This window comes from Ruegeria sp. BE3, assembly GCF_056538865.1.
Genome location: NZ_JBQFTW010000003.1, coordinates 70468 through 94317, shown reverse-complemented (window position 1 = coordinate 94317; position 23850 = coordinate 70468). Strand labels below are relative to the sequence as shown.

Annotated in this window: 16 protein-coding genes, 1 tRNA gene and 1 pseudogene; 2 read left to right on the top strand and 16 right to left on the bottom strand. The window is 56.1% G+C overall.

The annotated features are described in order from the left end of the window. Positions 1–3 precede the first annotated feature (3 nt). Together ACR0AZ_RS10145 and ACR0AZ_RS10140 are read right to left on the bottom strand one after the other, a co-directional pair. Positions 4–1311 carry an HlyD family type I secretion periplasmic adaptor subunit gene (locus ACR0AZ_RS10145; protein WP_480667361.1) on the bottom strand — a complete coding sequence of 436 codons (1308 nt, stop codon included), beginning with the start codon at positions 1309–1311 and terminating at the stop codon, positions 4–6. Further along, a complete protein-coding gene (locus ACR0AZ_RS10140; RefSeq protein ID WP_480658693.1) occupies positions 1311–3044 on the bottom strand; it encodes a type I secretion system permease/ATPase in 1734 nt (577 codons plus the stop codon). Before ACR0AZ_RS10140 ends, ACR0AZ_RS10145 begins: the two co-directional genes overlap by 1 nt. A 571-nt stretch (positions 3045–3615) precedes the next feature. Here ACR0AZ_RS10140 and ACR0AZ_RS10135 point away from each other — a divergent pair. After that, positions 3616–5829 (top strand): NADP-dependent isocitrate dehydrogenase, encoded by a 2214-nt coding sequence (locus ACR0AZ_RS10135; protein WP_480667359.1) that lies wholly within the window; start codon positions 3616–3618, stop codon positions 5827–5829. Positions 5830–6196: 367 nt separating this feature from the next. Here the strand turns inward: ACR0AZ_RS10135 and ACR0AZ_RS10130 are convergent, their stop codons facing one another. The 12 genes from ACR0AZ_RS10130 to ACR0AZ_RS10075 form a co-directional block, all read right to left on the bottom strand. Then, complete coding sequence (locus tag ACR0AZ_RS10130) at positions 6197–7303, bottom strand: peptidoglycan-binding protein LysM (RefSeq protein ID WP_480472749.1); 1107 nt, start codon at positions 7301–7303, stop codon at positions 6197–6199. Between the two features lie 44 nt (positions 7304–7347). Then, positions 7348–8610 (bottom strand): substrate-binding periplasmic protein, encoded by a 1263-nt coding sequence (locus ACR0AZ_RS10125; RefSeq protein ID WP_480472751.1) that lies wholly within the window; start codon positions 8608–8610, stop codon positions 7348–7350. A gap of 23 nt (positions 8611–8633) precedes the next feature. Then, entirely contained in the window at positions 8634–9413 is a 780-nt protein-coding gene (locus tag ACR0AZ_RS10120) for a PP2C family protein-serine/threonine phosphatase (protein ID WP_480472753.1), read from the bottom strand. Further along, positions 9413–10411, bottom strand: a complete 999-nt coding sequence (locus ACR0AZ_RS10115; protein WP_480472755.1) for an FHA domain-containing protein — start codon at positions 10409–10411, stop codon at positions 9413–9415. The genes ACR0AZ_RS10120 and ACR0AZ_RS10115 overlap by 1 nt, the downstream gene beginning before the upstream one ends. A 203-nt stretch (positions 10412–10614) precedes the next feature. After that, positions 10615–12795, bottom strand: a complete 2181-nt coding sequence (locus ACR0AZ_RS10110) for a serine/threonine-protein kinase (RefSeq protein ID WP_480472757.1) — start codon at positions 12793–12795, stop codon at positions 10615–10617. A 339-nt stretch (positions 12796–13134) separates the two neighbouring features. Continuing rightward, positions 13135–14421, bottom strand: coding sequence for a dynamin family protein (locus ACR0AZ_RS10105; RefSeq protein WP_480667358.1), 1287 nt, complete (start codon positions 14419–14421; stop codon positions 13135–13137). Then, positions 14418–16457: a dynamin family protein gene (locus ACR0AZ_RS10100; protein WP_480667357.1), complete on the bottom strand. Its 2040-nt coding sequence runs from the start codon at positions 16455–16457 to the stop codon at positions 14418–14420. The genes ACR0AZ_RS10105 and ACR0AZ_RS10100 overlap by 4 nt, the downstream gene beginning before the upstream one ends. A gap of 70 nt (positions 16458–16527) precedes the next feature. Next, positions 16528–17370, bottom strand: coding sequence for a hypothetical protein (locus ACR0AZ_RS10095; RefSeq protein WP_480472763.1), 843 nt, complete (start codon positions 17368–17370; stop codon positions 16528–16530). Positions 17371–17393: 23 nt separating this feature from the next. Next, a complete protein-coding gene (locus tag ACR0AZ_RS10090; RefSeq protein ID WP_480472765.1) occupies positions 17394–17795 on the bottom strand; it encodes a hypothetical protein in 402 nt (133 codons plus the stop codon). A gap of 38 nt (positions 17796–17833) precedes the next feature. Then, the gene (locus tag ACR0AZ_RS10085) at positions 17834–19492 is read right to left on the bottom strand and encodes a dynamin family protein (RefSeq protein WP_480472767.1); all 1659 of its coding nucleotides are present in this window, start codon (positions 19490–19492) and stop codon (positions 17834–17836) included. A gap of 8 nt (positions 19493–19500) precedes the next feature. Beyond that, positions 19501–21501, bottom strand: coding sequence for a dynamin family protein (locus ACR0AZ_RS10080; RefSeq protein ID WP_480472769.1), 2001 nt, complete (start codon positions 21499–21501; stop codon positions 19501–19503). A gap of 2 nt (positions 21502–21503) precedes the next feature. Further along, the gene (locus ACR0AZ_RS10075; protein WP_480472771.1) at positions 21504–21917 is read right to left on the bottom strand and encodes a hypothetical protein; all 414 of its coding nucleotides are present in this window, start codon (positions 21915–21917) and stop codon (positions 21504–21506) included. Positions 21918–22672: 755 nt separating this feature from the next. Here ACR0AZ_RS10075 and ACR0AZ_RS10070 point away from each other — a divergent pair. Next, positions 22673–22757: transfer RNA gene (locus tag ACR0AZ_RS10070), tRNA-Leu, on the top strand. Positions 22758–23046: 289 nt separating this feature from the next. Here ACR0AZ_RS10070 and ACR0AZ_RS10065 read toward each other — a convergent pair. Next, positions 23047–23493, bottom strand: a pseudogene (locus ACR0AZ_RS10065) (IS5 family transposase); the annotation flags it as partial. Positions 23494–23583: 90 nt separating this feature from the next. Beyond that, on the bottom strand, positions 23584–23808 hold the full coding sequence (locus tag ACR0AZ_RS10060) for a transposase (protein ID WP_480667474.1): 225 nt from the start codon (positions 23806–23808) through the stop codon (positions 23584–23586). Positions 23809–23850 lie beyond the last annotated feature (42 nt).

Below are 23850 nucleotides of genomic sequence, written 5' to 3'. Positions count from 1 at the left end.
GGTTTATTCCCTGAACGCGCGATAGAAGTAGTCCGCCAGCGGTTTGATCAGATAGGACAGGGGGGTACGCTCATCTGTCTTGATCATCGCCTCAACCGGCATACCGGGCAGCAACTCCTGACCGTTCAGGCGTTCAAGTTGTCCGTCATCGGGCTCCACCTCGGCGCGGTAAAAGGTAAAGCCGGTCGTTTCATCGGTGAATGTATCTGCGGACACGTTGATTACATGACCGTCAAGCTCGGGCGTTTCGCGCTGGTTGAAGGCAGGAAAGCGCAGGGCGACCTCCTGCCCGCGGTGCAACTGATCGACGTGCAATGCATCAACGCGTGCGGCCACAAGCAAAGGCGTATCCTGCGGAACAACGTACATCATGGGCTCTGCAGGCTGAATGACCGACTGGATGGCAAAGACCTGACTGTCGTAAACGGTGCCTGCCACCGGTGCACGAATATCCAGACGCGACAATCTTTCGGTCAATGACAAACGGCGTTCGGCGAGTTCCACAACCCGGGATTGGACATCCCGAAGCTCAGCAATCGCCTCTTCCCGACGGGTTGCTTTCAGCTGAACAATCTGGATCTCGGTAGTGGAGATTTGCCCATTCAGGCGCGCAATCGTGGATTCCAGCTGTCCGATTTCACCGTTCAAACTGGCCTCTTCCCGCTGCAGTGCCGAGACGCGGCTGGCCTGTGTCAGGCCGCGTTGCAGCAACCCTTCCTGATCTCTCAACTCATTGGTGATCAGCTCGACCTGCGTGCGCAATGCAGCCAATTGCGCTTGTATACCCTCGATTTCATCTTCGATCTGAATCTTCTGCTTACCCAACTGGTCAATCTGCTGAGTGAGCGTGTCCAGACGCGCATCGAACAGGCGCTGCTGGCCCGCCAGAAGGTCCTCTCCGATATGCTCCTGCGCCTGAAGCTCACCGAGACGGGCATCAAGTTCAGAAGCGTCTACGCCATCTCGTTCTGATTCCAGCCTCGTTTTGCGCGCCATAAGCTCGAACAGCTGTGACTCAACGATCGTCTTCTCGGACGCAAGAAACGTGTCATCCAGACGCAACAGCAATTGCCCGCGCGCGACGTCGTCGCCATCGCGCACAAATATCTCGCCGACCACGCCACCATCGGGATGTTCGATCACCTGACGGTTGCTTTGGACTTCAACCACCCCTTGCGAGATGATCGCGCCCGCCAGTTGAGTCCGGATGCTCCAAACGCCTAGTCCCAGAACAAGAATGGCCAGCGCCAACAGCCCGACCAGAGCGGGTGCCGTGATGCTCCACGCCGTCTTTTCACCCTTCTTGAACATTACTCACCCACCTTGTTCAGATGCCGTTTGATAACATTGGCATTCTGCACCATCGTGCTGAGCACCTCATCGCGCTTGCCAGATTTCACGATTTGGCCTTTTTCGACGACCACCAGATCATCACATTCCGAAATCGCCTGCGGTCTGTGCGTCATGATGATGACGGACTTACCCGCGGCCTTGAACTCACGCACGGCGTTGTTCAGCGCAAGCGTACCATCAGCGTCAAGGGCTGAGTTCGGCTCGTCCAGAATCAGCAACACCGGATTTCCATAAAGCGCACGCGCAAGAGCGATACGCTGTTTCTGGCCACCTGAAAGCTGGCTGTCATTGCCTTCCAGAAAGGTATCATACCCTTTTTCGAGGCTTAGAATAAGCTCATGCGCATTTGCGGTTTTGGCCGCGGCGACCACAGCCTCTGGGTCCGGAGTTTGTGACATCCGTGCGATATTTTCGGCGACGGTACCGTTAAACAGTGTGACTTCCTGCGGCAGATACCCGATGTGGCGCCCCAGATCATCCGGGTCGTACTGATCCAAAGTGGCTCCGGCCAAACGGATCTCACCTGCGGCAGGCATCCACAATCCAAGCAGAGCTTTTGCAAGTGTTGTCTTGCCCGAACCGCTTTTACCGATCACGCCCAGAGCTTTTCCCGGTTCGAGGTTCAGGTTCGCATTCCGCAAAGTGGGAATTTTAGCGCCGGGTGGCACCACCGTCAGAGTCTTGGACACAAGATGCGCCTTGGGCACCGGCAGCTTCGTACGCGACGCCTCGGGCGGTGTGGCATCCAGAAATTTGTTCAGGTTGATCCAGGCGGTGCGCGCCCGTTCGATCATCGACCATTGCCCGACAGCCATTTCCACGGGGGCAAGTGCGCGACCCAGAAGAATGGTCCCTGCAATCATTGCACCCGGCGTCATCTCATTGCGCAGAACAAGCAATGCCCCCAAAGCGAGCATCGCAGACTGCAGGAATAGCCGCAGAGATTTGGTCAGCGAGGTAAAGCTGCCTGTCCAGTCGCTGGCGGAGATTGATTGAGACAACGCTTCGGATCGCTGTTTCATCCAGCGGCGCGCCACATCCTCCTGCATACCTTGCGAACGGACAACTTCGGCCGCCTGTCGCGCATGCTCAGAGAACGCATTAGCCTTGGCCGACGCACTCTGTGCTTCGGCGACCTTCCGGTGGGTCAGCATTTGGTTCAGCATGGCGATCACTATGAGAAGCGTACCGCCGCCGACAGCCAACCATCCCAGAAGCGGGTGGAACAAGAAAATCGCGGCGACAAAGATCGGCGTCCAAGGCAAATCCATCACGGCCAGCAGCACGGGCGATGCACAAAGGGAGCGGATCGATTCAAGATCACGCAAGGCAGTCGCAGGGGCCGAGCGGAATTGCGGGAACAGTGCCCGTCGCATCGTTCCTTCGAAGACCCGTTCATCCAGCGAAGACTGAAACCGCGCCCCGAACCGGGCAACGATGCGCCCGCGCGCATAGTCGAGCATAGCCATCAAGCCGTAGAGCAGAGCGACAAGTAGGAACAACGCCGACAATGTCTCGACCGAGCGCGATCCCAAAACGCGATCATACACCTGCAACATAAACAGAGGGCCAGTCAGCATCAGAAGATTGACAAAAACGCTGAACAAAAAGGCCAGCGCCAGAAAGCTTCGCCCCTGACCCATCACCTTTCGCAGTTCATGGCGCTGCGACGCATTTGGCTGATTTTTCATACTCACTAAAGTTGGCCCCCAACCAATGATAAGTAATACGCGCCCGAAGCCGAACATTCTGATCTTATACGCGGCCTGACCTGCGGGCTAACTATATCTATCCCCCAAACCACGAACAACGGGCGTTTAATTCAGGCGAACAGGTTTGAGCAAGCAATGAACAGGTTCGCGCGTGCTGCAGGCAGAATTACGCTGAACATTACAACTCCTCGCTGGCCTCGGGTTCCGGTCAAGACAAGGTTAAACGTACCGGTGGTTTCAGAGACCGCTAAAGTTGTCGGCGACTTTCAACCCTTCCAATGAGGTGGACGTACGTTGATTGTTGCAGTCGGTAATCAGGGGTCAGGGCCGGTTAAACGGGTTCCTTTGAAATCGGCATTTCGCCAAACCGTGTCAATTTGCGCGCCCAAACACGATTGATCCCAAGCCAATCCTGATTTAAGGGAGGCCCTGTCAAATCAGAGTCATCCGTGGGGCGTCACCGCCTCGTTACGGCTCGGTGCCAGTATTGAGCGTTGGCACACACTCTTGGATCGCACGCCCCGAAAGGCTTTAAAAAAGGTAAGGGAATATGGCAGAAAAATCGAACTTCGATATATTGTATACCATTGTAGACGAAGCGCCGGAACTGGCGAGCGCATCGTTCCTGCCCATCATCCGCAAGTTCGCATCCGCTGCGGGTGTCAGCGTCGGAACCAAGGATATTTCTCTGGCTGGGCGCATCATAGCCACCTTCCCGGAAAACCTGACTGACGAACAGCGAATCACTGATGATCTGGCTGCTCTGGGTGAACTGGTGAAGACACCCGACGCCAACGTGATCAAACTGCCAAACATCTCGGCCTCGGTCCCGCAGCTGGTGGCTGCCATCGAAGAACTGCAATCGCAGGGCTATGACATCCCCAACTATCCAGAAGAACCCTCAAGCGATGAGGAAAAGGCGATCCGTGCGCGTTACGACGCCATCAAGGGCTCAGCCGTGAACCCTGTTCTGCGCGAGGGGAACTCTGACCGCCGCGCGGCGCGTGCGGTGAAGAACTATGCCCAGAAGAACCCACACTCGATGGGTGAGTGGGCTTCGGACAGCAAGACAAAAGTATCGTCGATGTCCGGCAATGATTTCTATGCGAATGAGAAATCAGCCACCATCACAGCCGGGCAAGCAGGCGATGCGAAGATCGAATTTGTTGGCAATGATGGCAACGTCACCGTTCTGAAAGACGGCTGGCCTTTGGCTGAAGGCACCGTGGCCGACGCAACCTTTATGTCGGTAAAGGCGCTGTCATCCTTCCTGGCAGATGCCATCGAGGACACCAAGAGCGACGGTACCATGTTCTCGCTGCATATGAAGGCGACCATGATGAAGGTCTCTGACCCGATTATCTTCGGTTACGCGGTCAAGGCATGGCTGGCCTCGGTGTTCGAGAAATTCGGCGCAGAGCTGGACGCGCTGGGTGTGAACCCCAACTCGGGTCTGGGCGACCTGCTGGAACGTGTGAAGGACAATGCGGATATCGTGGCCGCCATTGACGCGCTGAAAGGTGACCGTCCGTCGATGTATATGGTCGACAGCGACAAGGGCATCACCAACCTGCACGTGCCGTCTGATGTCATCATTGATGCCTCAATGCCCGCCGTGATCCGCGCGGGTGGCAAAGGCTGGGACGAGACCGGTGCCAAGGGTGATACCAACTGCGTCATCCCTGACCGTTGCTACGCGCCGGTGTATGACGAGGCGATCAACTTCTTCAAAGCCAATGGTGCGCTGAACCCAGCCACTGCCGGTGCCGTCGCCAACGTTGGCCTGATGGCGCAAAAGGCAGAAGAATATGGCTCGCACCCGACCACATTTGAAGCGCCCGCGGACGGCACCATCCGCATTGTTCTGGCCAATGGTGAGACATTGCATGAGCATGCGGTGGAAAAGGGTGATATCTGGCGCGCCTGCACCGTGAAGAAGGCACCGATCGAGAACTGGATTCAGCTGGCGATGGATCGTCAGCGTTTGACGGGCTCTGAGGCGATCTTCTGGCTGGACGCGAACCGCGCCCATGATGCTGAGCTGATCAAATACGTCAAACCGGCGCTGGAAGCTGCTGGCGTAGCCGACAAGTTCCTGACCATGGCACCGCGTGAAGCGACCCGTCAGTCGTTGGAAACCATCACTGCAGGGAACGACAGCATCGCTATCACCGGTAACGTGTTGCGGGATTATCTGACCGATCTGTTCCCGATTCTGGAGCTGGGCACCTCGGCCAAGATGCTGTCCATCGTCAAACTGATGAATGGCGGTGGCCTGTTCGAAACCGGTGCCGGTGGCTCGGCCCCGAAACATGTTCAGCAGTTGGTTGAGGAAAACCACCTGCGCTGGGACTCGATGGGTGAGTTCTGCGCGCTGGGGGAATCCCTGAACTTCTTGGCAGACAGCAAAGGTAACGCCAAAGCTGGTGTTCTGGGAACCGCTGCCGAGGCTGCAACGCAAGGAATTCTGGACAACAACAAGTCGCCCAGCCGCAAAGTCGGTCAGCCGGACAACCGCGACAGCCACTATTGGTTCGCACGCTATTGGGCCGAGGCTTTGGCTTCGCAGTCAGATGATGCAGATCTGGCAGCTGAGTTTGCGCCTTTGGCAAAGGAACTGGCTGACAAGGAAGGGCAAATCCTGTCTGAGCTGGCAGCAGCCCAAGGTGCGGCGGCAGACTTGGGAGGTTATTATCATACCGACCCAACCAAAACAGCGGCTGTAATGCGCCCCAGTGCAACACTGAATGCACTGATCGGCTGATCGCCGCCTCAAATTTGTTGATGAATGATCAAGCCGGCCCTTCTGGGCCGGTTTTTTCGTTGGTCCAATAAGAAAAGGGTTGGCCCCCATAGCCAACCCTTTTCTGAGTGAGTGGTGGGGCTGACGCCTCACCGGTGCTGTTGAATCCACACTACGCGAAATACTCGCGCTGAATATTGGGGGATTCCCGTAGCGAAGTGCTTTTTATGCGCTAAAAGAGGCATTCATAAATTTTATGACTATACAAAAAGGTGGATACCTTTTTCTCCACCGTATGCGCTCCCGACGTAGAAGTGAAACCCATTCGCACAACAAAAAAAGGGCCGGTCCTGAGACCAGCCCAAATTTGGTCTTTTCGACCGAGGGATTAGTTGGACGCCGCGTTCAGCTTTTCGTTCTGTTCGCGCAGCGTGTCCGAGATAATCGCGTACCATTCGCCGGATTCACGCATCTCAATCAGACCCTTGTTCATCATCGCGATGTATTCACGTGCGAACGGGTTGGTGCGATGCGCGAGGAAGCTCATCGACGACAGAGTGGATACATACGGGTTTTCAACGATGTCAGCCGAAGTCAAACCCATGTCTTTCATTGTCGACGCGAACAGGTCAACCTCGAACGCCGCCACATCTGCAGTTCCGGTCAATACCGCATCAAGGCATTCTCGGGCCGAATTGGGCTGAACAACAGTTGTATTCTCGCGGTTCAGACCTTGTTCTTCCAGCACCACCATGCTCCAGCCTGCCATGCGGCAAACGGTCGAGCCCTCAAGGTCGGAGAAATCCGTCGCCTTTGCGTATTCGCTTTCAGGCAAAGTGAAGAAGCCACCAACGATGTCATATACCGGAACTGAAGCGACAAATTGAGTACACCGGGCTTCGGTTTCTGCAGACCACTCATAGGAGCGGTTGGTACAATCCGGTACAGTCCACGCGATCGAAATATCAAATGCACCCAGTGGCAATAGTGTGTCCAGATGCGAACTCCAGTCATCTACGAAGCTGACCGAGAAGTCGCGGCTATTGCCTGCACGCTGAAGGCTTGTTGTAGCCAGGCGAGTCATGATGCCACCACCGTTCAGGGCTTCAGTCGTGAACGGCTCCCAGCCGTTGCCCGCAACCATCTTGATCGGCGGTGCATAAACATTCGAGCGTTTGACACTCGCTGCACGCTTTTCTTCAGCAGCAATGAGTTCCTGCGCGCTCTGGCCATTTGGCAGGCTGCCATCCTCACAGGGCAAAGCCAGAACCAAGCCATTTTCAAGCGAACCTGGATTGGTGATAGCGTTGCGGTTCGCATTGAAAATCGGCTGATAGTTCGAGGTGCCATAGGCGGCAATGGCGATGGTTGCCAGTGTATCACCATCCTGAACAGTATAGTTAGAGCAGGCCTCTTGCGCGGCAGCTGCACCTGCGCTCAGCGCGGTGAGGGCTGTTGCCGACAGTACTGCTTTCTTTAGTTTCTTGTTAAACATGTCCACTTCCTCCAGACTTTTGTTTTACTAGGCCAATTGGGGCCTTAACCATTTTCCATTTGATGGCGCAGGGCGGTTGAAACGATGTCGCGCCACTCGCCTGATTGCTGCATGATCGCCAGACCTTGGTTCAGCGTTTCGAGGATCGCTTCTCCATCTGGATTATCTTTGTGGGTCATAACGTTAAGCGACTTGATTGCCGCCAGATTGGGGTTTTCGATAATCTGATGTTCATAGCCCAGTCGCCCAATGGCCTCGACGGCCAGATGGGCTTCGACCGCAACGATATCGGCCGAACCATCCATCACCGCGTGGAAACAGTCATCAGGTGAGACCGGGCGTATCAACTTGATCGCAGGCTCATAAAGGCCGACCGCATCCATATGCGACAGGGACCATCCCTCGGGTCGGCAGATCGTGGCGTCGACGAAATCTGAATAGGTCAGAGTTTCCTCATAGCCCGAACCAGCCTTTGCGAAGAATGTATCGACCACTTCATAGAAAGGGTTCGAGAAATTGTAGGTCTCGCAGCGGGTTCGATCACTTTCGGACAAGGCCTCAGCTTCTTCGCAATTCGGGCGCGACCACGGGAAGGTCGCATCGAACGCGAGGGTCGGCATCAGCAGGTCCAGATGCGATGACCAATCGTTGACGAACTGAATCTTGTAGGGCTGTTCCGGCGCGGCCCGCAGCATCGCGGTTTCGACCAGATCGGTATAGAGACCCCGGTTCGGCAGTGCCTCATCGGTGAAGGGTGCGTAGTTACCCCCGGTGATCAGCAGAAGTTGACGATCGCGGATTTCGGGACGTTCACCACCATCCGCATTGCGGATCAGCGCAGCACCCTCGGCGCGGGCAGCCTCGATCTCTTTCTTGGCTTCTACTTTGGCCGCGAGGACTGCATCTTCGCTAGCCTTTTTGGCCTCGGCCTCAGCTGCGGCGACGCGGGCCTCGGCCTCGGCGATCGCTTTTGCAGCACGCTCTTCTGCGGCCTTGACCAGTTCCGATGCCATTTCCGCTGCCATGCGGCCCGCTTCGGTATCCGGCAATTCAGGGGCGCGGCCGATATCTTCCAGGCAAGGGAAGGCCAGAATGTCGCCAACACGAATGATATTCGGGTTAGGACCGATGACATCGCGATTCACATCATAGATAAACCGGTAATCTTCGGTGGCGTAGACCTTAATCGCCAGTTCTCGCAGGCTGTCGCCACGCTGGATCTCGTAGGTCGAACAGGCTTCTTGCGCGGAGGCCGCCCCTGTTGCGGCCGCAAGAGCCAGACTGGATATGATCAGATGGGTTCTCATGTTGTCCTGTATCCCTGCCTTGTTTAGTTCTGCGCCGGTTTGACCACGGCGATTGAGATATTGTCCTGATCCGGATCCGCCTTGGTATGCAGCGCCTGTAGAAGCGCATCCGCGATGTCACGTGCCGGGGAATGCTTGTGCTGACGCAGAAGTTCTTCGATCTCGGCATTGCTGAGATATTGAAGCCCATCGCTCCCAAGGATCAGAATATCTGCCGCGCTAAGCGCCAGCGGCTTTTCGGGGCAATCCACCTTTGGAATAGCGGCCCCCATGATGACCGAGGTCAGCTGGTTGCGGTCAGGATGACCCTGCGCTTCTTCCGCGCTCAGCAGACCTTGCGCCAGCTTCGCATCGATCTCAGGCGCCATCGAGTGGTCCTCGTTGATCTGCGACAGAGTCTCGTCACGAAACAGATAGAGAGGGCTATCGCCGATCGAAATCCAGAACAGGTTCTGGTTCACCAGCAAGGTTCCCAGCAAGGTTGATCCCAGCCGGGCCCCGGAGGTTTCGCCATGGCTCGCCACCTCGGCATTCGCCTGTATGGCTGCCATGGGCAGGGCGTCGAGCAGAGCGCCCTCAGTCACGTCATTGCGTTCAAGCTGCGCGTCCAGCGCCTCTTGCCAGGCCGAGATTACAAGTTCGGATGCAACCTCGCCCGCGTCGTGCCCGCCCATACCGTCAGCGATCACGACATAACCCGCATTGGCCGTATCAAAGACCCGCGCGGCAATCGCGTCTTCCTGCGTGTCGCGCTGACCCTGGTCCAGGATCAGAGCAATGTCATATGCAGGGGTCGCCAGCATCAATCAGCATCCCGCCAGTCAAAGCCATCATCGCAGAAGGCGGCAAAGCGGATCGAAGTTTCGCTGATACGGATCAAATCGCCGCTGGACAGAGCAACAGTGCTGAGAACCGGCTTACCGTTCAGCCGCACGAGGTTCGCTTTGCCACCATGTCCCAGATAGCATTTCCGGTCCTCGGGATCATAGGCGATCACAGCATGGTTGCTGCGCGAGATACCGGTATCTCCGAAATCCAGTTGAATGGCCTGATCGTCGTTCCGGCCAATCTGCATCAGACCTTCGGTAAGGGTAATGCACGACCCACGGCCAGGACCGGCTGTGATGACGAGCCAGCCGACGGGGAAAGTCTGCTGCGCAGTTTCCGTCTTGGCAACAGGTTCGGCGGTTTCGATCAGTTCCTGAACATGCGTGTCTGCTCGTTCAAAACCCAGGAATGTGGTCTTTACGCGCGACCGGCGATCTTCGACCGGGGCAGGGGCCGCGACCGGAGCTTCAATGACAGGCGCTGGGGTGGGTTCCGGGGCAGGTTGGGGCTCCTCTGCCACAACCTCCGGCTCCGCTTCAGCTTCCGGCTGCAGCTCGGGCGTTTCTTCAGGCTCAGACGGTGCGGTCTCTTCGACAACCGCGGCCATGATATTTTCCTCTTCGATCTCTTCGACAGCCTGAACTGCATCTTCCGCGCTGAGATGAAGGGTAACGATCGGTTCTTCTTCTTCGACCTCTTCCGGTGCGGCAAGTTCTTCTTCGATCTCTACAGTTTCGACCGTGGATGCATCCTCATCGAATTCGGGCATCGCCTCTTCGGGGATCAACTCGTCTGAGTCTTCGTAGCTCTCCGTCGCCATATTGCCGCCACCCAGCGCAGCGCGCAGAGCGTTGAAATCCGCGATCGGTTCAGGCTTGTCCTCCTGTACCGCTTCGGGTTCTACGTTTTCTTCTTCTTTAGGTTTTCCGGCACCTTCGAGAAGCCGGCTGAGAGGGCTTTTATATTTGAACATGGTGTCGACACCTTCTTGAATTCTGACACGGGTTTCGTCCCGCGGGGCTGCTACAAACCGCCGTGCATCACGCACAGGGGCACTGATGAATGGGAAACATGGAAACTTGTAACTTCGCGCCGGGCCGGTTCCCGACGGGGTGACGATGATGCGCCACCCTCAGCACACACACGCTGGCGATTTTCACAATGAACCGGTTTGAATTACTCCTGTGCCAGCGGCATGACCGCCGAGCTTTCGCCGCCGTTGCGCAGAACACTCAGGCGCGCATCGGGTTGGTTTTCAGACACAAGCTGGGCAAGAACGGCATCCAGACTTTCGGGGCCGTCGATCGCGACGCCGGTCTGAGCCTCACGCAGCAGAATGTCACCAGCCTGCAATTCACCAGCTGCTTCGGCCGGGACAGCGGCTACAACGGTTTGCCAACCGGCGTCCCCCGCATGCCGAACATCGAATGCGTACCCATTTTGCAAGCCAAACATCCGGTAAGCGGGCAAAGCCAGTAACCCGTTTTGCGCCCGGGTCTGACCCAGCGGGCGATAACGCGCGGCGACACGAATATAGCCGTCGGGATCGACCGAGAAATTGTCCAGAATCTGTCCCGCGAGCGAGGCATCTGCCCGAACAGGCTCACCGTTCAGCGTAAAGATCGTAGCACCACGCTGCACCCAATCACCGATCACCGACATATCCTGACCCTCGTCCACGCCATTGATTGCAATGACGTTGCCGGTGGAACTGCGGCGTTTAGACATTGAGAACGGAACTTCGACGTCCCAATGCCCGAATGCAATCTGATCCTGCACCAGATTCACCGCAGTGGTCGGAGCCTCTGCAACCTTGGCAGGTTCGGCCGCCGCCGCGTCAGGCGCCACTTCCTCAGTAGCAATTGGAGGCGTTTCCTCAGTTGGAACCTCAGTAACAACCGGATCCTCCAACGCGGCCTGTGTCTGCTCGACAGGTTGTTCTGGCGTAGGTTGTGGTTCCGATGCCAAAGCGGGTTCGGCCTGTTGCGGCTCTGTCGTGGCTTCGGCGGTCTGCTCGACCGGTTCCGGTTCAGCATCAACAGGCGCCAGAGTGGCCGGTGCCTGCGCTGTTGCTGGGGTTGCCTCGGGCGTCGATTGATTGCCCGACATCACGAAATATCCTCCGGCGGCAAGAGCCGCGACAACGACCGCAACCCCTGCAATCATCTTGCCGCTGCCACCCGAACCGCTTTTGACCACGGTATCAACGGCGGCGACGTTCTGCTCCTGCGGCGAAAACTGTGCCAGCTCGTCTTCGGACTTCTCTTCGTTGCCAAGTGTCAGATCCGCGTTTCCAGCCAGCAGAGCGGTCACAACGGCTTCGGCGTTTTCGCTTTCGGCCTTAATGCGTTCCTTTTCTGCCTGCTCATCCAGACGATCCATACCCACAATGACCGAGACCGGCCGATAGGCAAAAGTATCGAACATGACGCCCGGACCTCGGAACATCCGCAACCAATCCAGAGCGGATTGCAGGCGATCAGTGGTGTGGACTTCCATCGCTTTGTCGATCGCTTCGAGGAACCCATCAGGATAACCTTTGAAACGCCCGGCCAGAGGTTCGTAAGGATCGTCTTGTCCGTTGTTGAAGGCGTTCAGGCGGGTCTGGCCATCAATCGGGCGCTCACCACTGATTGCGTGATAGAGCGTGGCAGCCAACACATAAAGGTCGCTGCTGGGACCTTGTTCCGCGCCGCGCACATAGAATTCATGCGGCGAATATCCATCCTTGATCACCCGCAAGGTCAGCAATGCCGCCGACTTGTTGGCCGCCTGTTCGCGTGCCGCACCAAAGTCGATCAGGATCGGTTCGCCGTTTTCATCGATCAGGATATTGTCCGGCGAGATATCTCGATGCAGCATGCCGCTTTGATGGATGAACGAGACCGCCGACAGCATCTTCTCAGTGACCTGAACAATGAAGTCAGGGCCGCTTTTGTTTTCAGGGTTCTCGACATAATCCAGCAGATCGCAACCCCGGATCAGATCCATCGCGATATAGGCGGTGTTGTTGTCCTCAAATACCTGGTGCACATCAACGATGTTGGGATGGACCAGCCGGGCATGATTGCGGGCTTCCTGAATGAACAGGTCGATGATCGCACGCAAGTCGTCCTTGTGATCGGGATTGGCGGGCTCAACCAAGTCACCATTCCGTTGGCAGAGCGCACCCGGATAGCATTCCTTGATGACCACATCCCGGTCCAGGCTATCGCGTGCAAGATAGGTAATTCCAAACCCACCGTTGCTGAGGAAACGGAGGATTTCATACTGACCCCGCAGCAGCTTTGCGCCCGGTTGCAATCCTTCGATCTGAGGTTCGTCGTGCGTTGCGCCGACAGCCTGGTTGTGGCTCATATCTTCCCGCCCATATTACTCATTGTTGCGGTATGGATAACCAGGGCTTCAGCCCGCGAACTCACAACCAAACACAACCGCAGGACACTTGAGACGGTTAGACGTTTCAAATTTGACTTTATTGGGGCCGCCTGATGGCTTCACTAAGGATCAAAAAATTGCAAACAGCTTATTTTGCGCCTAAATTGCTAGTGAACACTATATATTGTAATATGCGGTGGAAAAATCTGAAGTCTATCTTCCAGAATTCGCTGTTTGGTCCACGAATTCGAAACAATAACGGATTGATTCTTGCAGTCTCGAATCGCCGCATTGCGGCTCAATTTTAGCGGGAAATTCTTAGGTGCCAGTTCTGGGTGGCGCAGACGCAACCGTGCTTCCAGCCCAGGCGAGGTTGTCGCTGAGCTGTGCGAGGATGCTGATTGCGTCCTTCAGAGGTGCATCGCCGCTCTCGAATTGCAGTAGTAGAAGCAAATCCGTTGCCTTTTCGAATTCTGCTGGAATCCAGTCAGCCTCTGGGTCGATTTCCTGACCGGACTCTAATCGTTCTGCAAAATCCTCGACGATCTCCTGACAGCTTTGAAGGAAGGCCGCGGGTTCGATTTCAGAGCTTTCGCGCAGATCGCCATAGATGCTCGCAATCGCAGCCAGCCAGTCCTCGAGAATGGGGTTGTCCAGAGGGGGTAGGGCGGATTCCAGGCTGGCGTGAACCGCGTGGCTTTCCGTACTGAGGGTCTCGGGATCCTCACCTTTCAACTGATCCAGATAAGGCAGGAATTCCTGCGCCAAATCCTTGCGCGCCGCGTCCAGATCATGCTGACGATGATCCAAAGCGATTTGAAGCACCTGCTCGGCCAGATTTTGTCCACCGCAGGATTCCCAAAGCTCAAAATCAGGCTCGGGCTCGCACTCCATCGCGCGTACGGCCACAGGGGTTCCAATCGGCACAACAGCACGAAACAGGCCGTCTTTTTCCTTGTTCAGGCGCCCAACGACCCGGTCCAATGCATCGCGAACAGGGGGAAGATCGGCGTGTGTAATGGCCAACAGGCTGTTATCGCGCAATTTTTGTGGAACCTTCGACCACAAGTGACGCTCGGTTTCGCGCCACGCATTCGTACCGTTGGTGCACCAGATCGCGCAATCCACATATCTTAAAAGATCCAAGGTTGGCTTATAGGTGTCGTCCAATGCACCCGCACCGGGCAGATCAAACAATGAGATTTCCTGCAGGGCAGGGGTGTTCAACCCAACCGAAATGAAGTCCGGATTGTCGGCCGCAGCTTTTTCCAAAGCGATCCCTGAATAGATTTTGGGCTCCTTGTCCCACCATCCGACAGTGGTTTCCGGGACCTCTGCATAGGCCACTATGACCAAAGGCAGTTTCAGATGCTGCGGCCCCGTCGGCAGGATGTCCGCACCGGCCAGCATATTGGCGAGGCTGGACTTCCCTGCGCCAAACTCCCCGGCAAACCCGATCGACACCGCATTCGACAGCCGCTCGGCATGGGCCAGAGCGCGAGCACGCATCTCGTCCAGCTCAGACGAGGTAGGCTGCTTTTCGGTGACGGTCAAAAAGCGCTCCAACTGGCGCACTTCCTGCTCGGTTCCGGGGAATTCAATCATTCTGCAGCCTCTGCCTGTCGTGTGTCTACGGGTGCGGTTCCATGCACCGATCCCAGCTCATCCGTAATGCGGCGCGCCTGATCGACGGCTCGTTGCGCTTCGGCGCGCGCATTTGTGCCGCTGCCGCTCCGGTGTTCCAGATGTCCGGCCAGCAGCGCCAGATAGTGATCCAGAACAGTTTGCAACCGTTCTGTCAGATCGCTACGGGCGGTGTCCACAAGATCGTCGCCGATCATCTCAAATTCCTGCACAATCATCCGCTCGGCCCGGTTCAGAACACTACGGCGCGAGATCAGGCGGGACAGCCACGTGACACGTAGCTCTACCGTAATACCCCGGGTCAGGGCGCTGGTATCCGGGCGGAACCACCGGACAGCGCTGGTGTTCATACGATTATCCACTGGTTCCTGCCAACCGGGCAGGGCACGCAAGGCCGCGTTGCTTTGCATGTCGACAGCATAAAGCTCGCTCAGCATCCGCTGGCGCACGACCTGCGTTGCACCCTGCACCAGCTCCCGCATCCGTTCGCGCAGAGGGGTAAAGTTCAGCTCGGTCTCGCCATCCTTGGCCAGCAGAGGCGATTGCCCGTCGGGACCGCGAACGACAATCGAGACCGCCTCGGCCACAGTGTCATCCATCACGCCTCGCAGATTGGCCAACACGTTATCCATGTCATTGGTGATCGCCTCGGTCTTTTCGGCAACCATCGCGCGCAGTTCGGCCAGCGTCTGATTGTTTTCATCCGCATCTGCGGTATCCGGTTCGTCCTGCGCCTCGATCGCGCGCAGATGGGCGGTGCTGCGCTCCAGCTCGCCCTGCGCAAAACTGTTCAAGTGCTGCCACGCCATGTGCATTTGTTCCTGGCGAGGCCCTTCGGTCAGCGCCTTAGTGACATGCCGGCGCAAGTCGGGCAGCCCCGAGGCGATCATGGCTGCAAAACGCAATACGCCCTCGCGGCTGATAGGGCCGGGGCCTTGCTTGATCTCTTCCACACCCGACAGATATTGCTTCATCTGCTCTGGATGCGCTCGCAGCCAAGCCAGAATCTCATCGTGATCAATGCCGGTCTCATCCCCGGTCAGCGCGTAATGTGCCCACTGGGCACTGCCCATCAGCACATCGATATCCGAGTTTCCAAGTGCCTGTTCCAGCCCGTCCATCACGTCGGCGCGAACTTTCGAGGCATCGTCGGCACCACCGCCCAGTTCATCCACACGGTTGATAAACACCACGATCTGACCCAATTCCAACGCCTGCATCAGGCGGAACAGTTTCAGATCTGCCCGCGAAAGGGCCTGATGCGCGGACAGGACGACCACGAAGAAATCAGATTCCTTGAGATACTGGCGCGAAATCTCTTCACGGATCAGCAAGGGATCATTAACGCCCGGCGTGTCGGTCACGGTGACCGGATACGGGAAATGGCCAATGTCGAAATAGACCTCGGCCTTACGGGTGATATCGCTGTACAGACCCCGGTCCGAGCCCGGGTCGTGGCCACCTTCTTCGGTTGGATCATCCCCCGCGCACACATAGCGAGCAAGATCATCCGAGGTCAGCTCGTCCAGATCGTGATGCTCGCCCAGCAGGTGCTTATAGCTTTCGCCCAAACGCAGCTTAGCGCGGGTTTTCATCGCTTCGACCTGCTCTTCGATCATCTCGCGCTTATAGCTGTCCTCTTCATCCGGGAACATGTTGCGCAGCTCTTCGCCTTCGGCAATCAGAGCCTGCCATTGGCGGTTGTCAAAGAAATGGAACTCGGCGCCCGAGGTCCGACCCGAGGGATGGCCGAAATGCATGTCGGTGATCACGGTGGTCCAGGGGTTCACATCCGAAGGCAGATATTCGGCCTGACCGGTGAAGCCGTTGATCAGGCGCGACTTTCCTGCCTTGATCTGACCGACAAAGGCAATCGACGGCTTCAGGTTCGACAGATCGTCGATGATCCGCGAGATGAATTGACGGGTCTCGTCATTGCTCACCTCATTCATGTCTTCGGCTATGCGAATAAGTTCGCGACGATTCAGTTCACTCATTAGATTTACCCTGGTAACTCGTATTTTAGATTTAGTTTTGCAAAATGGACACTATTTGGCAGGAACGCGGTCATTCGACGGCGGTTTTCAAGGACTTCCAAAGGTTTACAACGGCCCCCAACTTGCGGGCATCATGGACGGCAGCGGCGGTCTGTTGACCGTCGCTTAGTACAGCAAGACCTGCACCCTGACCGCCTGACGGGCGCATGACGATCAGTTGCGGTTGTGACAGGACATCAGATCCATCTGCATTCCATCCGGCAAGATCACGCGCGAAGCGGGATAGCAGATCGGTTCCGGGATGTGCAGGTTGATCCGGCGCGCAGATGCCATCGAAAGAGTGCTCCTCAGCATCTCCGATCAGGACTCGCCCAAGAGCAAACCGCTCAGATCCCGTGTAAAACTGCATCGCTATGTCGGATTCAGGCTGCTGATCGGTATCGGGCTCGGGGTCAGGCACGACTGACATGCGAGGCTCATCAGAGATGTCGATTTTATCGCAGGCGGCTTCAATCTCAGAGAAGGTGATACCGACATCGTCCGCCTCAAGCGCGGTATCAGGGCGCAGCGACACCATCTCCAGCGGGCCAGTGGCCGTCGATATGTCCGTCACCAACTGGGCCAGTCGTTCCGTCAGATCTTCACGAGTTTCGGTTCCGAAATCCGGCACAGGCCCCGAGGCGCAGGTGAAAACTTCGGTGATCCGCGAGCTGTTGACCTCGATGGCCAATACCGCGCCATCCGCAGCAGTAAATTCGATCCGCCGAGGCAGGATCGTACGTCTGATTGTGCCCAGAACCTGCTGCCTGCGAGACTTGGCATTGTCACCCGCAAGAAAGGTCACCGGCGACAAACGAGCCACCGACGAACGCCCGATGTCTTCGAGCAGTTCCAGAATTTCGCTATCCATCATACCGTGACCCCCTCTGGTCCCGTCTAAACCGCCGCCGCTACCGGCCCGAGGCTGAGATGTGATTTCGTAAGTGCAAGTCCCACGTTCGTATTGTTGCGACAGATGTAGCACACCACATGATCAGGATATTTCTGCGTCCTGAGAAAGATGTGCAGACGATCTTCAGAAAACACCGCGATTTCCCCAAATCCCGGATGCTCAACGTCGTCAATCTGAGCTGTCCGCAACAGCTCCTCGAACCCTTTGACGCCCCGCCCTTGGAACAGGTTCGCCACCGCAAGTGCCAAATGATCCAGTGCATCTGCGCTGTCAGAATCTTCGGCGCTGGTCCCCAACAACATCCCGGTTTCCATATCGACATACCCGGCTGCAACGCAGTCGGGTATCGTCTCGATGGCCGAACTCAAAGCAAGCTCAATCGACATATCGTCACCTGCCTTCGTGTCTTGAAATCAGGTTCGGATCAAACCGCATGCCATTCCGCTCCGCCACTGTCGGTGTGTTTGGGAACAGCGCGCAACACCTCTTTGTCCTTGCGCGCGCTGTGTTCGCGGGCGATCTGATCGAACTCGGTCAGGAAGGCGGCAAAGGCGCTTTGCAGGCCTTTTGCATCATCCGGCAGTGTCTCGCTCGCGACAATTTCATTCCACATCGCAAACGCGCTGGGTTGTGTGCCTGGCGAAGCGTTCATCGCGCTGTCCGCGGACGGAGTGGCCTCTTCAGCTTCGTCGATTTCCGCATCCGATAGCTCAGCGTTCACGGCAACAACGCGTACCGACGTCAGTGCATTTGACTCCGGCTCTGGCTCATAGTCTTCGTCCTGCGCTTCGTCCTGTTCAGCAAGCAGTGCAGTGATCGAAGACACTGAGGTTGCGATGTCATCCTCAGAGCGCTGCTGGTCATCTGCGCCTTCTTGGCCCTCTACCACCGTCTCCTGCGTTTCCCGTTCGTCGGCATCGGGGCCCAGAACGATCAGCTCTGCCTCGGCGTCATCTTGTTCATCGTCGTCTTCGACGAAGTCGAACTCATCGACATCGGTAACGGGATTTGCCAATAGGTTGAGATCAAGCAGTTCCTCTTCTTTTTCAGCGAAGAGGGCGCGCAGATCTTCCTCGGCCGGTTCTGCTTCAGCTTCCATTTCGGCCCGCATGCGCTCTGCTTCGCCCGCATCGATGCGGGGACGTTCAGCCTCGTCCGAGCGGCGTTCCACCCGTACGGGGCGCACCGGGAAGCTGGTGACTACATCCACTTCATCCACAGGCTGATCTACCGGATCAACAAGCTTGAGCGGTGCCTCTTCCTCTTTCCCAGCCGGGCGCAAAGGCTGCACTTTCTGCGCATCTGGCAGAGATTTGTCGATCTGGTAACGCGCCAGCATGTCGGCACGGTTGTCCATGATCTGTTCCGTGATCTCAAGGAAGCTGTCCACCATCTTGCCGCCACCGCTGCGTGACCAAAGCTCGGCATCGCCGGTCTTGTCACGGGCCAGAATAGCGTCGCGGGCAGAGAACAGGATTGTGCGATTGAACAGATGCCCGGCTTCGCGGTTCACGCGGCGCAGGACTTTCTGGCGATCCTTTTGGTTCAGCGCGTCCGCTCGGGTCACCAACAACAGCGATTTATGCTGCAAACGTTCTGGCAGGGACACCCACGTGGCGCGCTCAGTTTCACGCCAAGCTTGTGTCGAATGAGTACACCACAGGACGCCATTGGCCTGTCCAACGGCACGCTGCCACACATCGGTCGAGATTTTCGGATCCGAAATACCGGGCGTGTCGATCAGGTCGACGGCCTCAAGAATGTCGGCCTCAAGAAAAATCCGTACAAATTGCGCGTCATTGACGCCGACCTGTTCAAGCTGATCCAGTTCGATCGTCTGCGTGCTGCCATCGTGGCGTTTTATATATGCCGGTCGATTACCCCAACTGAACCAGATCGGCGGCAGCTGCGTCGCTGTAACCTGCGTCGGCAAGGCTTGCTTACGCAAAAGAAAATTCATCAGCGTGGATTTGCCTGCGCTGAACTCACCCATAAGTGCAAACACAGGCTTGCGCCGGGACCACTGCTCGATGCGGTTCCAGGCCTTGGGAGAGACGAAGCGGGTTTGTGATTCTTTTACCATAACTCTTCTTATGCTGCTTCGTTACTAAGGTCTTTCAGGATGTCACCCAGAATATCGTCACGCGACTTCTGCGGCTTCTGCTCGGCCACCTGTGCCGCAGCCCTGTCTGGCGATTGCGAAATACTGAGCAATGTATCTTTCTGCTCAGCCATGAAATCGGTCAGGGTAGCGCGGACATTTTCCAAAACGGCTGCAATCTGGTTTTCCTCGATATCCTTGGTGATCGAGTTCGCCTCTGACGCTATCAGGCGCGTGTAGTCCGCCGCATAGGCTTCGAACCCTTTGCGTTTTTGCCACCATCGGCGCCACCATGTGCTTTGCAAATCCAGCGCAATGGTGCGGCCAATCCCCAAAGGTGGCGGGACACGCGGTACGATGGGTGCTTCGATATTGAACTCACCCAGATGGTTGCCCAACAGCTTATGATAGAGCGCTTCGACATCCGCAGCGGCGGCGGCATACAATGCACCGGCATCCTTCCGCATCGCGCGTGCAAAGCTGAAATAGGCCGCTTTCTGCAAAGTGCGCAGACCTGCGGGATCATATTGCCACGTCCCCTGCTCCCCATTCTGTTCCAAATGAGAAATCAGCGAATCCGTCGCGCGTTTGACAAAGTTTGCCTCGGCTGAGGCCAGTCGTTCCAACACCTTGTCACGCAGTTTGCCCGTAAGTTCAGCGACTTTCTTTTGGTATTCGTCGGACACCGTTGCGATAGCATCTTCCGGTGATGCACCATCTAGATCGCGGACAATGCCGTCTGTGCTGGATAGCGTCTTGGCGACTGCGGTCGCTCGAATCTGGCTGGCAATGTTACGCGCACGGTGGCGGACGCGATCCAGAAGGCGGCCCCCCGCCCCTTCGGCAATCCGTTCATTCATTGCAAGCAACAGATCAGGCAGTCCCGAAAGCGCCCAGATCTTGTTCAATGACGCGGCCTGATCACCAAACCCGGCGGCAAGATAGAATGTGTTCAGCGCCTCGCGCGATTCCTCAGTCAGAATGTCCGGGTTTCCGGTCAGCGCGGCCTCGGCCCACAGCGCACTGCCGAAAACAACGCTGGTGTTGGCGTCGATATTGTTCTGCTTCAGTGTGTCCTGAATGCGATCCCGAATCTCGGGCACCTGGGTAACCGGGTCGGACAGTTCATCGATCCGGTTTACGAATAGAATGATCTGGCGATTCTCAAACTGCGCGATGATCCGCATCAGCGCCATATCCATGGTGGTCAATGCCTGACTTGCCGCCAGCACCACGACACAAACCTCGGACCCTCGCAAGCTGCGCAGCGTAATCTGCTCGCGCACCATAAACGTGTCATTGACGCCGGGCGTATCGCACAGCTTCAGCGAGATCGGATATTGCGGGATATCCATGAACAATTCAGCCGACTTCGTGACGTCGGCGAAGCGACCGGTCTTGGGGTTGATGTCCGGATCGTCTTCATCCCCAAGACAGACATAGCGCTGGATCAGCTCATCGTCGAAATAGTCGTACTGGTGGCTTTGACCCAATATCAGATCAAAGTGCTTACCCAGGCGATCTTCGGATTTCGATTTCATTTCAGCGATCTGGCGACGGATATCATCCATCTCGTCATCCGCACCGGCACGATTGGCAAGCTCACCAAGACGCCCACCGCCAACCATCAGGTTGTCCCATTCTTCCTGCTCGAAGAAGGTAAATTTGGACCTGGTATCGCCCTCAGTCCGGGTGTTGATGTTCAGGGTGGTAACAACAGATGTCCACGGGTTCACATCCGAGGGCAGCAGGTTCGGCCGACCCGCCAGAATGTTCACGATCGAAGATTTCCCTGCCTTCACCTGCCCCACAAGCGTGACGCTTGCGGTGAAATTCTCCATCTTGGTTTTCAGCGCCGCCAGCCGCGCCGAGGAGCGCGCATCCGCCACCTCTGTCAATTGATCGATCTGTGTCGTCAACGAGGACATTGCCTCTGTCATCTCAGACAGAGCCTCGTTTCCTACAGACAGAAGATGGTCGTTGCGCGCCATATTTAGCCTCCGGTGCCAGTTGCGGCGATCTGGTCCCCTGCCCCGTCCGGCAGGCTCGCAAGCGTGTCGATACGTGCGATCAGGTCCAGCGCATTACCGAGGATTGCAGCCTCGGAACGTGGGGAAATTGATTCATAAGCCAGGGAATCAGCCAAGATTTCGATCGAGCTGAAGCCCTCACCATTTTCCAGACACGCCACGCGGCGTCCGGTTGGGAAGTCCTGGGATTTATGTGCAGGCAGCGGCATGCGGGCATTGGCCAGCAGGTATCGATTGCCTGAATGGGTACGAAGAGCGATTCCGAAACCCGTGCCAGGATGCTGGCGATTAAGGGTTTTCAGCTCGCCAATGAAACTTTCGCGTGCAAGACCTACAACGTCTTGCTCGGAGGCAGCGGTTTTGATCTGGTTGGTCACGACAGAGACCCTTGTACTGGAGTTGAGCAAAAACTCGTACGGTGCCAGATGGCAAAAAGACTCATTAACTCCTGCGCTTAATCAATTACGATCACCACGGTGTTATTTTGACGCGAATAAGATTTTTTGGCGTTTGAAATGTGGCGCAATTGTGGTCGCGCCCCATAGAAATACCTCAACCAATGAGGGAGCGACATTAGGCTCACCGCCCGAAATCCAGCATGCTTGATGTGCTGACTTTGTTTCAGATGCAGGTCAACAGGTGTGTCTAAAATTATGCGTAGATTCATATAATAACCATATCTATCAGGACTCTAACCCTTAGACCTCTCTACTCCTCTCAAAGCCTTGGCAGTCAAGAAAAGTCTCGCAATACGATCGCTTGGAAATATCCGGAAGCGATGCTCGGCTTGGTAAAATCAGGTATAATCTACCTAAAGTAGTAAAAAATACACTAGAAGATTGCACTTTGTTTCCATATTGGAAACGTAATTACGACCAAAGAGTTACGAATTAATGTGTGGATTTGATTTTACACGCTATACGAGGTGGATTGACGCCAAGGAACGATTGCTTCCAACGCAAATACGATAGCATGCAACAAGCTGGCATCCAATCTGGCCCATAAAACGCCCATCCAGCGACTGTTTCCCAATGCCCCAAACATAATCTTGCGATGAGTTAAATTTTACCTCTCGCCCTCGCCCAAAAGCTTTGCTATTCAGCGCCTCACAACGGTGCTTCGGCACCGGATTGCGGGTGTGGCGAAATTGGTAGACGCACCAGATTTAGGTTCTGGCGCCGCAAGGCGTGGGGGTTCAAGTCCCTCCACCCGCACCATATCCCTTAAAAATTCGCATAATTATCAACATATTGCGTTTTTGAATCTATTTTCAGCCACCCCTTGGCCCACCTTTTGAAAAACCCATTCTCAACTTCGTTGTTTGCTATCCTAAAAATCGGCGCAAGTGCCAACTGCGGTATACGAAATTGGTTTTCTCGAAGCCTTGCGACAACTTCACCTCAGAATTGGCAGGCCTTAACTGACAGAAAAGTAGGCTGATTCTTGGGCCCAACACCTCAAGCTGAAGGACTTTTCTTTAGTTTTCACGTTCGTCCGAAACCTAGGTCATGTTGACAAATGGCGGAACCAAAGGCGGATAGATGTGATATCGACGAAGCCAAGGTAGTTTTCGGCAGTTTTGTCGTATCGCGCGGCGACACGGCGGGCATTCTTGAGTTTGTTGAAGCACCGTTCAACCATGTTTCTCAGCTTATATAGCCCACGATCCACACCGACCCACATCTTTCGTGTCTTGCGCATTGGGATTTGAGTGAGAATATCGCGCTCGCTCATGGTTTTGCGAATGCGATCAGCATCATAGCCCCGACCAACGAGCAGCACCGGAGGTTCGGTGAGGTTGTCCGCCATCACAAGATCAAAACCCAGATAGTCCGATGTTTGCCCCGGTGTGATGTCTGTTCTCATTGGTAGTCCATGGGCGTCGACGCGGAGGTGGATCTTGGTCGTGAACCCACCTCTTGAACGGCCAAAACCTTGTCTCGTAGCCCCCCTTTTGCACCCGCCGCCTGATGGCGGGCTCGAATAACAGTGCTATCAACCATTTGGAGCGCGTCTGGGACAGTTCCGCTTTGGTTCAATGCCTCAAGAATATCCTCCCAAAGGCCCGCCAGCGTCCAACGTCGGAATTACCGGTAAACGCTGGACCATTTGCCGAACTCTTCGGGCAAGTTTCGCCAGGGGTGATCCGGTGCGCGCGATCCAGAATATCCCATCTAAATCAAGACGGTGATTGGTCGGTCTGCGTCCATTCGGGGAACGGACCGAAAGGATGAACCGTTCAAAGAACGCCCACTCCTCGTCCGACATTAGGTTTCGTTCCAAGCTGGTCTCCATTGCACATACCGGCTT

Excerpts from the sequence above, each read along its gene's own strand:
- ACR0AZ_RS10145 (WP_480667361.1), bottom strand. The coding sequence starts at position 1,311 with ATGTTCAAGAAGGGTGAAAAGACGGCGTGGAGCATCACGGCACCCGCT.
- ACR0AZ_RS10140 (WP_480658693.1), bottom strand. The coding sequence starts at position 3,044 with ATGAAAAATCAGCCAAATGCGTCGCAGCGCCATGAACTGCGAAAGGTG.
- ACR0AZ_RS10135 (WP_480667359.1), top strand. The coding sequence starts at position 3,616 with ATGGCAGAAAAATCGAACTTCGATATATTGTATACCATTGTAGACGAA.
- ACR0AZ_RS10130 (WP_480472749.1), bottom strand. The coding sequence starts at position 7,303 with ATGTTTAACAAGAAACTAAAGAAAGCAGTACTGTCGGCAACAGCCCTC.
- ACR0AZ_RS10125 (WP_480472751.1), bottom strand. The coding sequence starts at position 8,610 with ATGAGAACCCATCTGATCATATCCAGTCTGGCTCTTGCGGCCGCAACA.
- ACR0AZ_RS10120 (WP_480472753.1), bottom strand. The coding sequence starts at position 9,413 with ATGCTGGCGACCCCTGCATATGACATTGCTCTGATCCTGGACCAGGGT.
- ACR0AZ_RS10115 (WP_480472755.1), bottom strand. The coding sequence starts at position 10,411 with ATGTTCAAATATAAAAGCCCTCTCAGCCGGCTTCTCGAAGGTGCCGGA.
- ACR0AZ_RS10110 (WP_480472757.1), bottom strand. The coding sequence starts at position 12,795 with ATGAGCCACAACCAGGCTGTCGGCGCAACGCACGACGAACCTCAGATC.
- ACR0AZ_RS10105 (WP_480667358.1), bottom strand. The coding sequence starts at position 14,421 with ATGATTGAATTCCCCGGAACCGAGCAGGAAGTGCGCCAGTTGGAGCGC.
- ACR0AZ_RS10100 (WP_480667357.1), bottom strand. The coding sequence starts at position 16,457 with ATGAGTGAACTGAATCGTCGCGAACTTATTCGCATAGCCGAAGACATG.
- ACR0AZ_RS10095 (WP_480472763.1), bottom strand. The coding sequence starts at position 17,370 with ATGATGGATAGCGAAATTCTGGAACTGCTCGAAGACATCGGGCGTTCG.
- ACR0AZ_RS10090 (WP_480472765.1), bottom strand. The coding sequence starts at position 17,795 with ATGTCGATTGAGCTTGCTTTGAGTTCGGCCATCGAGACGATACCCGAC.
- ACR0AZ_RS10085 (WP_480472767.1), bottom strand. The coding sequence starts at position 19,492 with ATGGTAAAAGAATCACAAACCCGCTTCGTCTCTCCCAAGGCCTGGAAC.
- ACR0AZ_RS10080 (WP_480472769.1), bottom strand. The coding sequence starts at position 21,501 with ATGGCGCGCAACGACCATCTTCTGTCTGTAGGAAACGAGGCTCTGTCT.
- ACR0AZ_RS10060 (WP_480667474.1), bottom strand. The coding sequence starts at position 23,808 with ATGTCGGACGAGGAGTGGGCGTTCTTTGAACGGTTCATCCTTTCGGTC.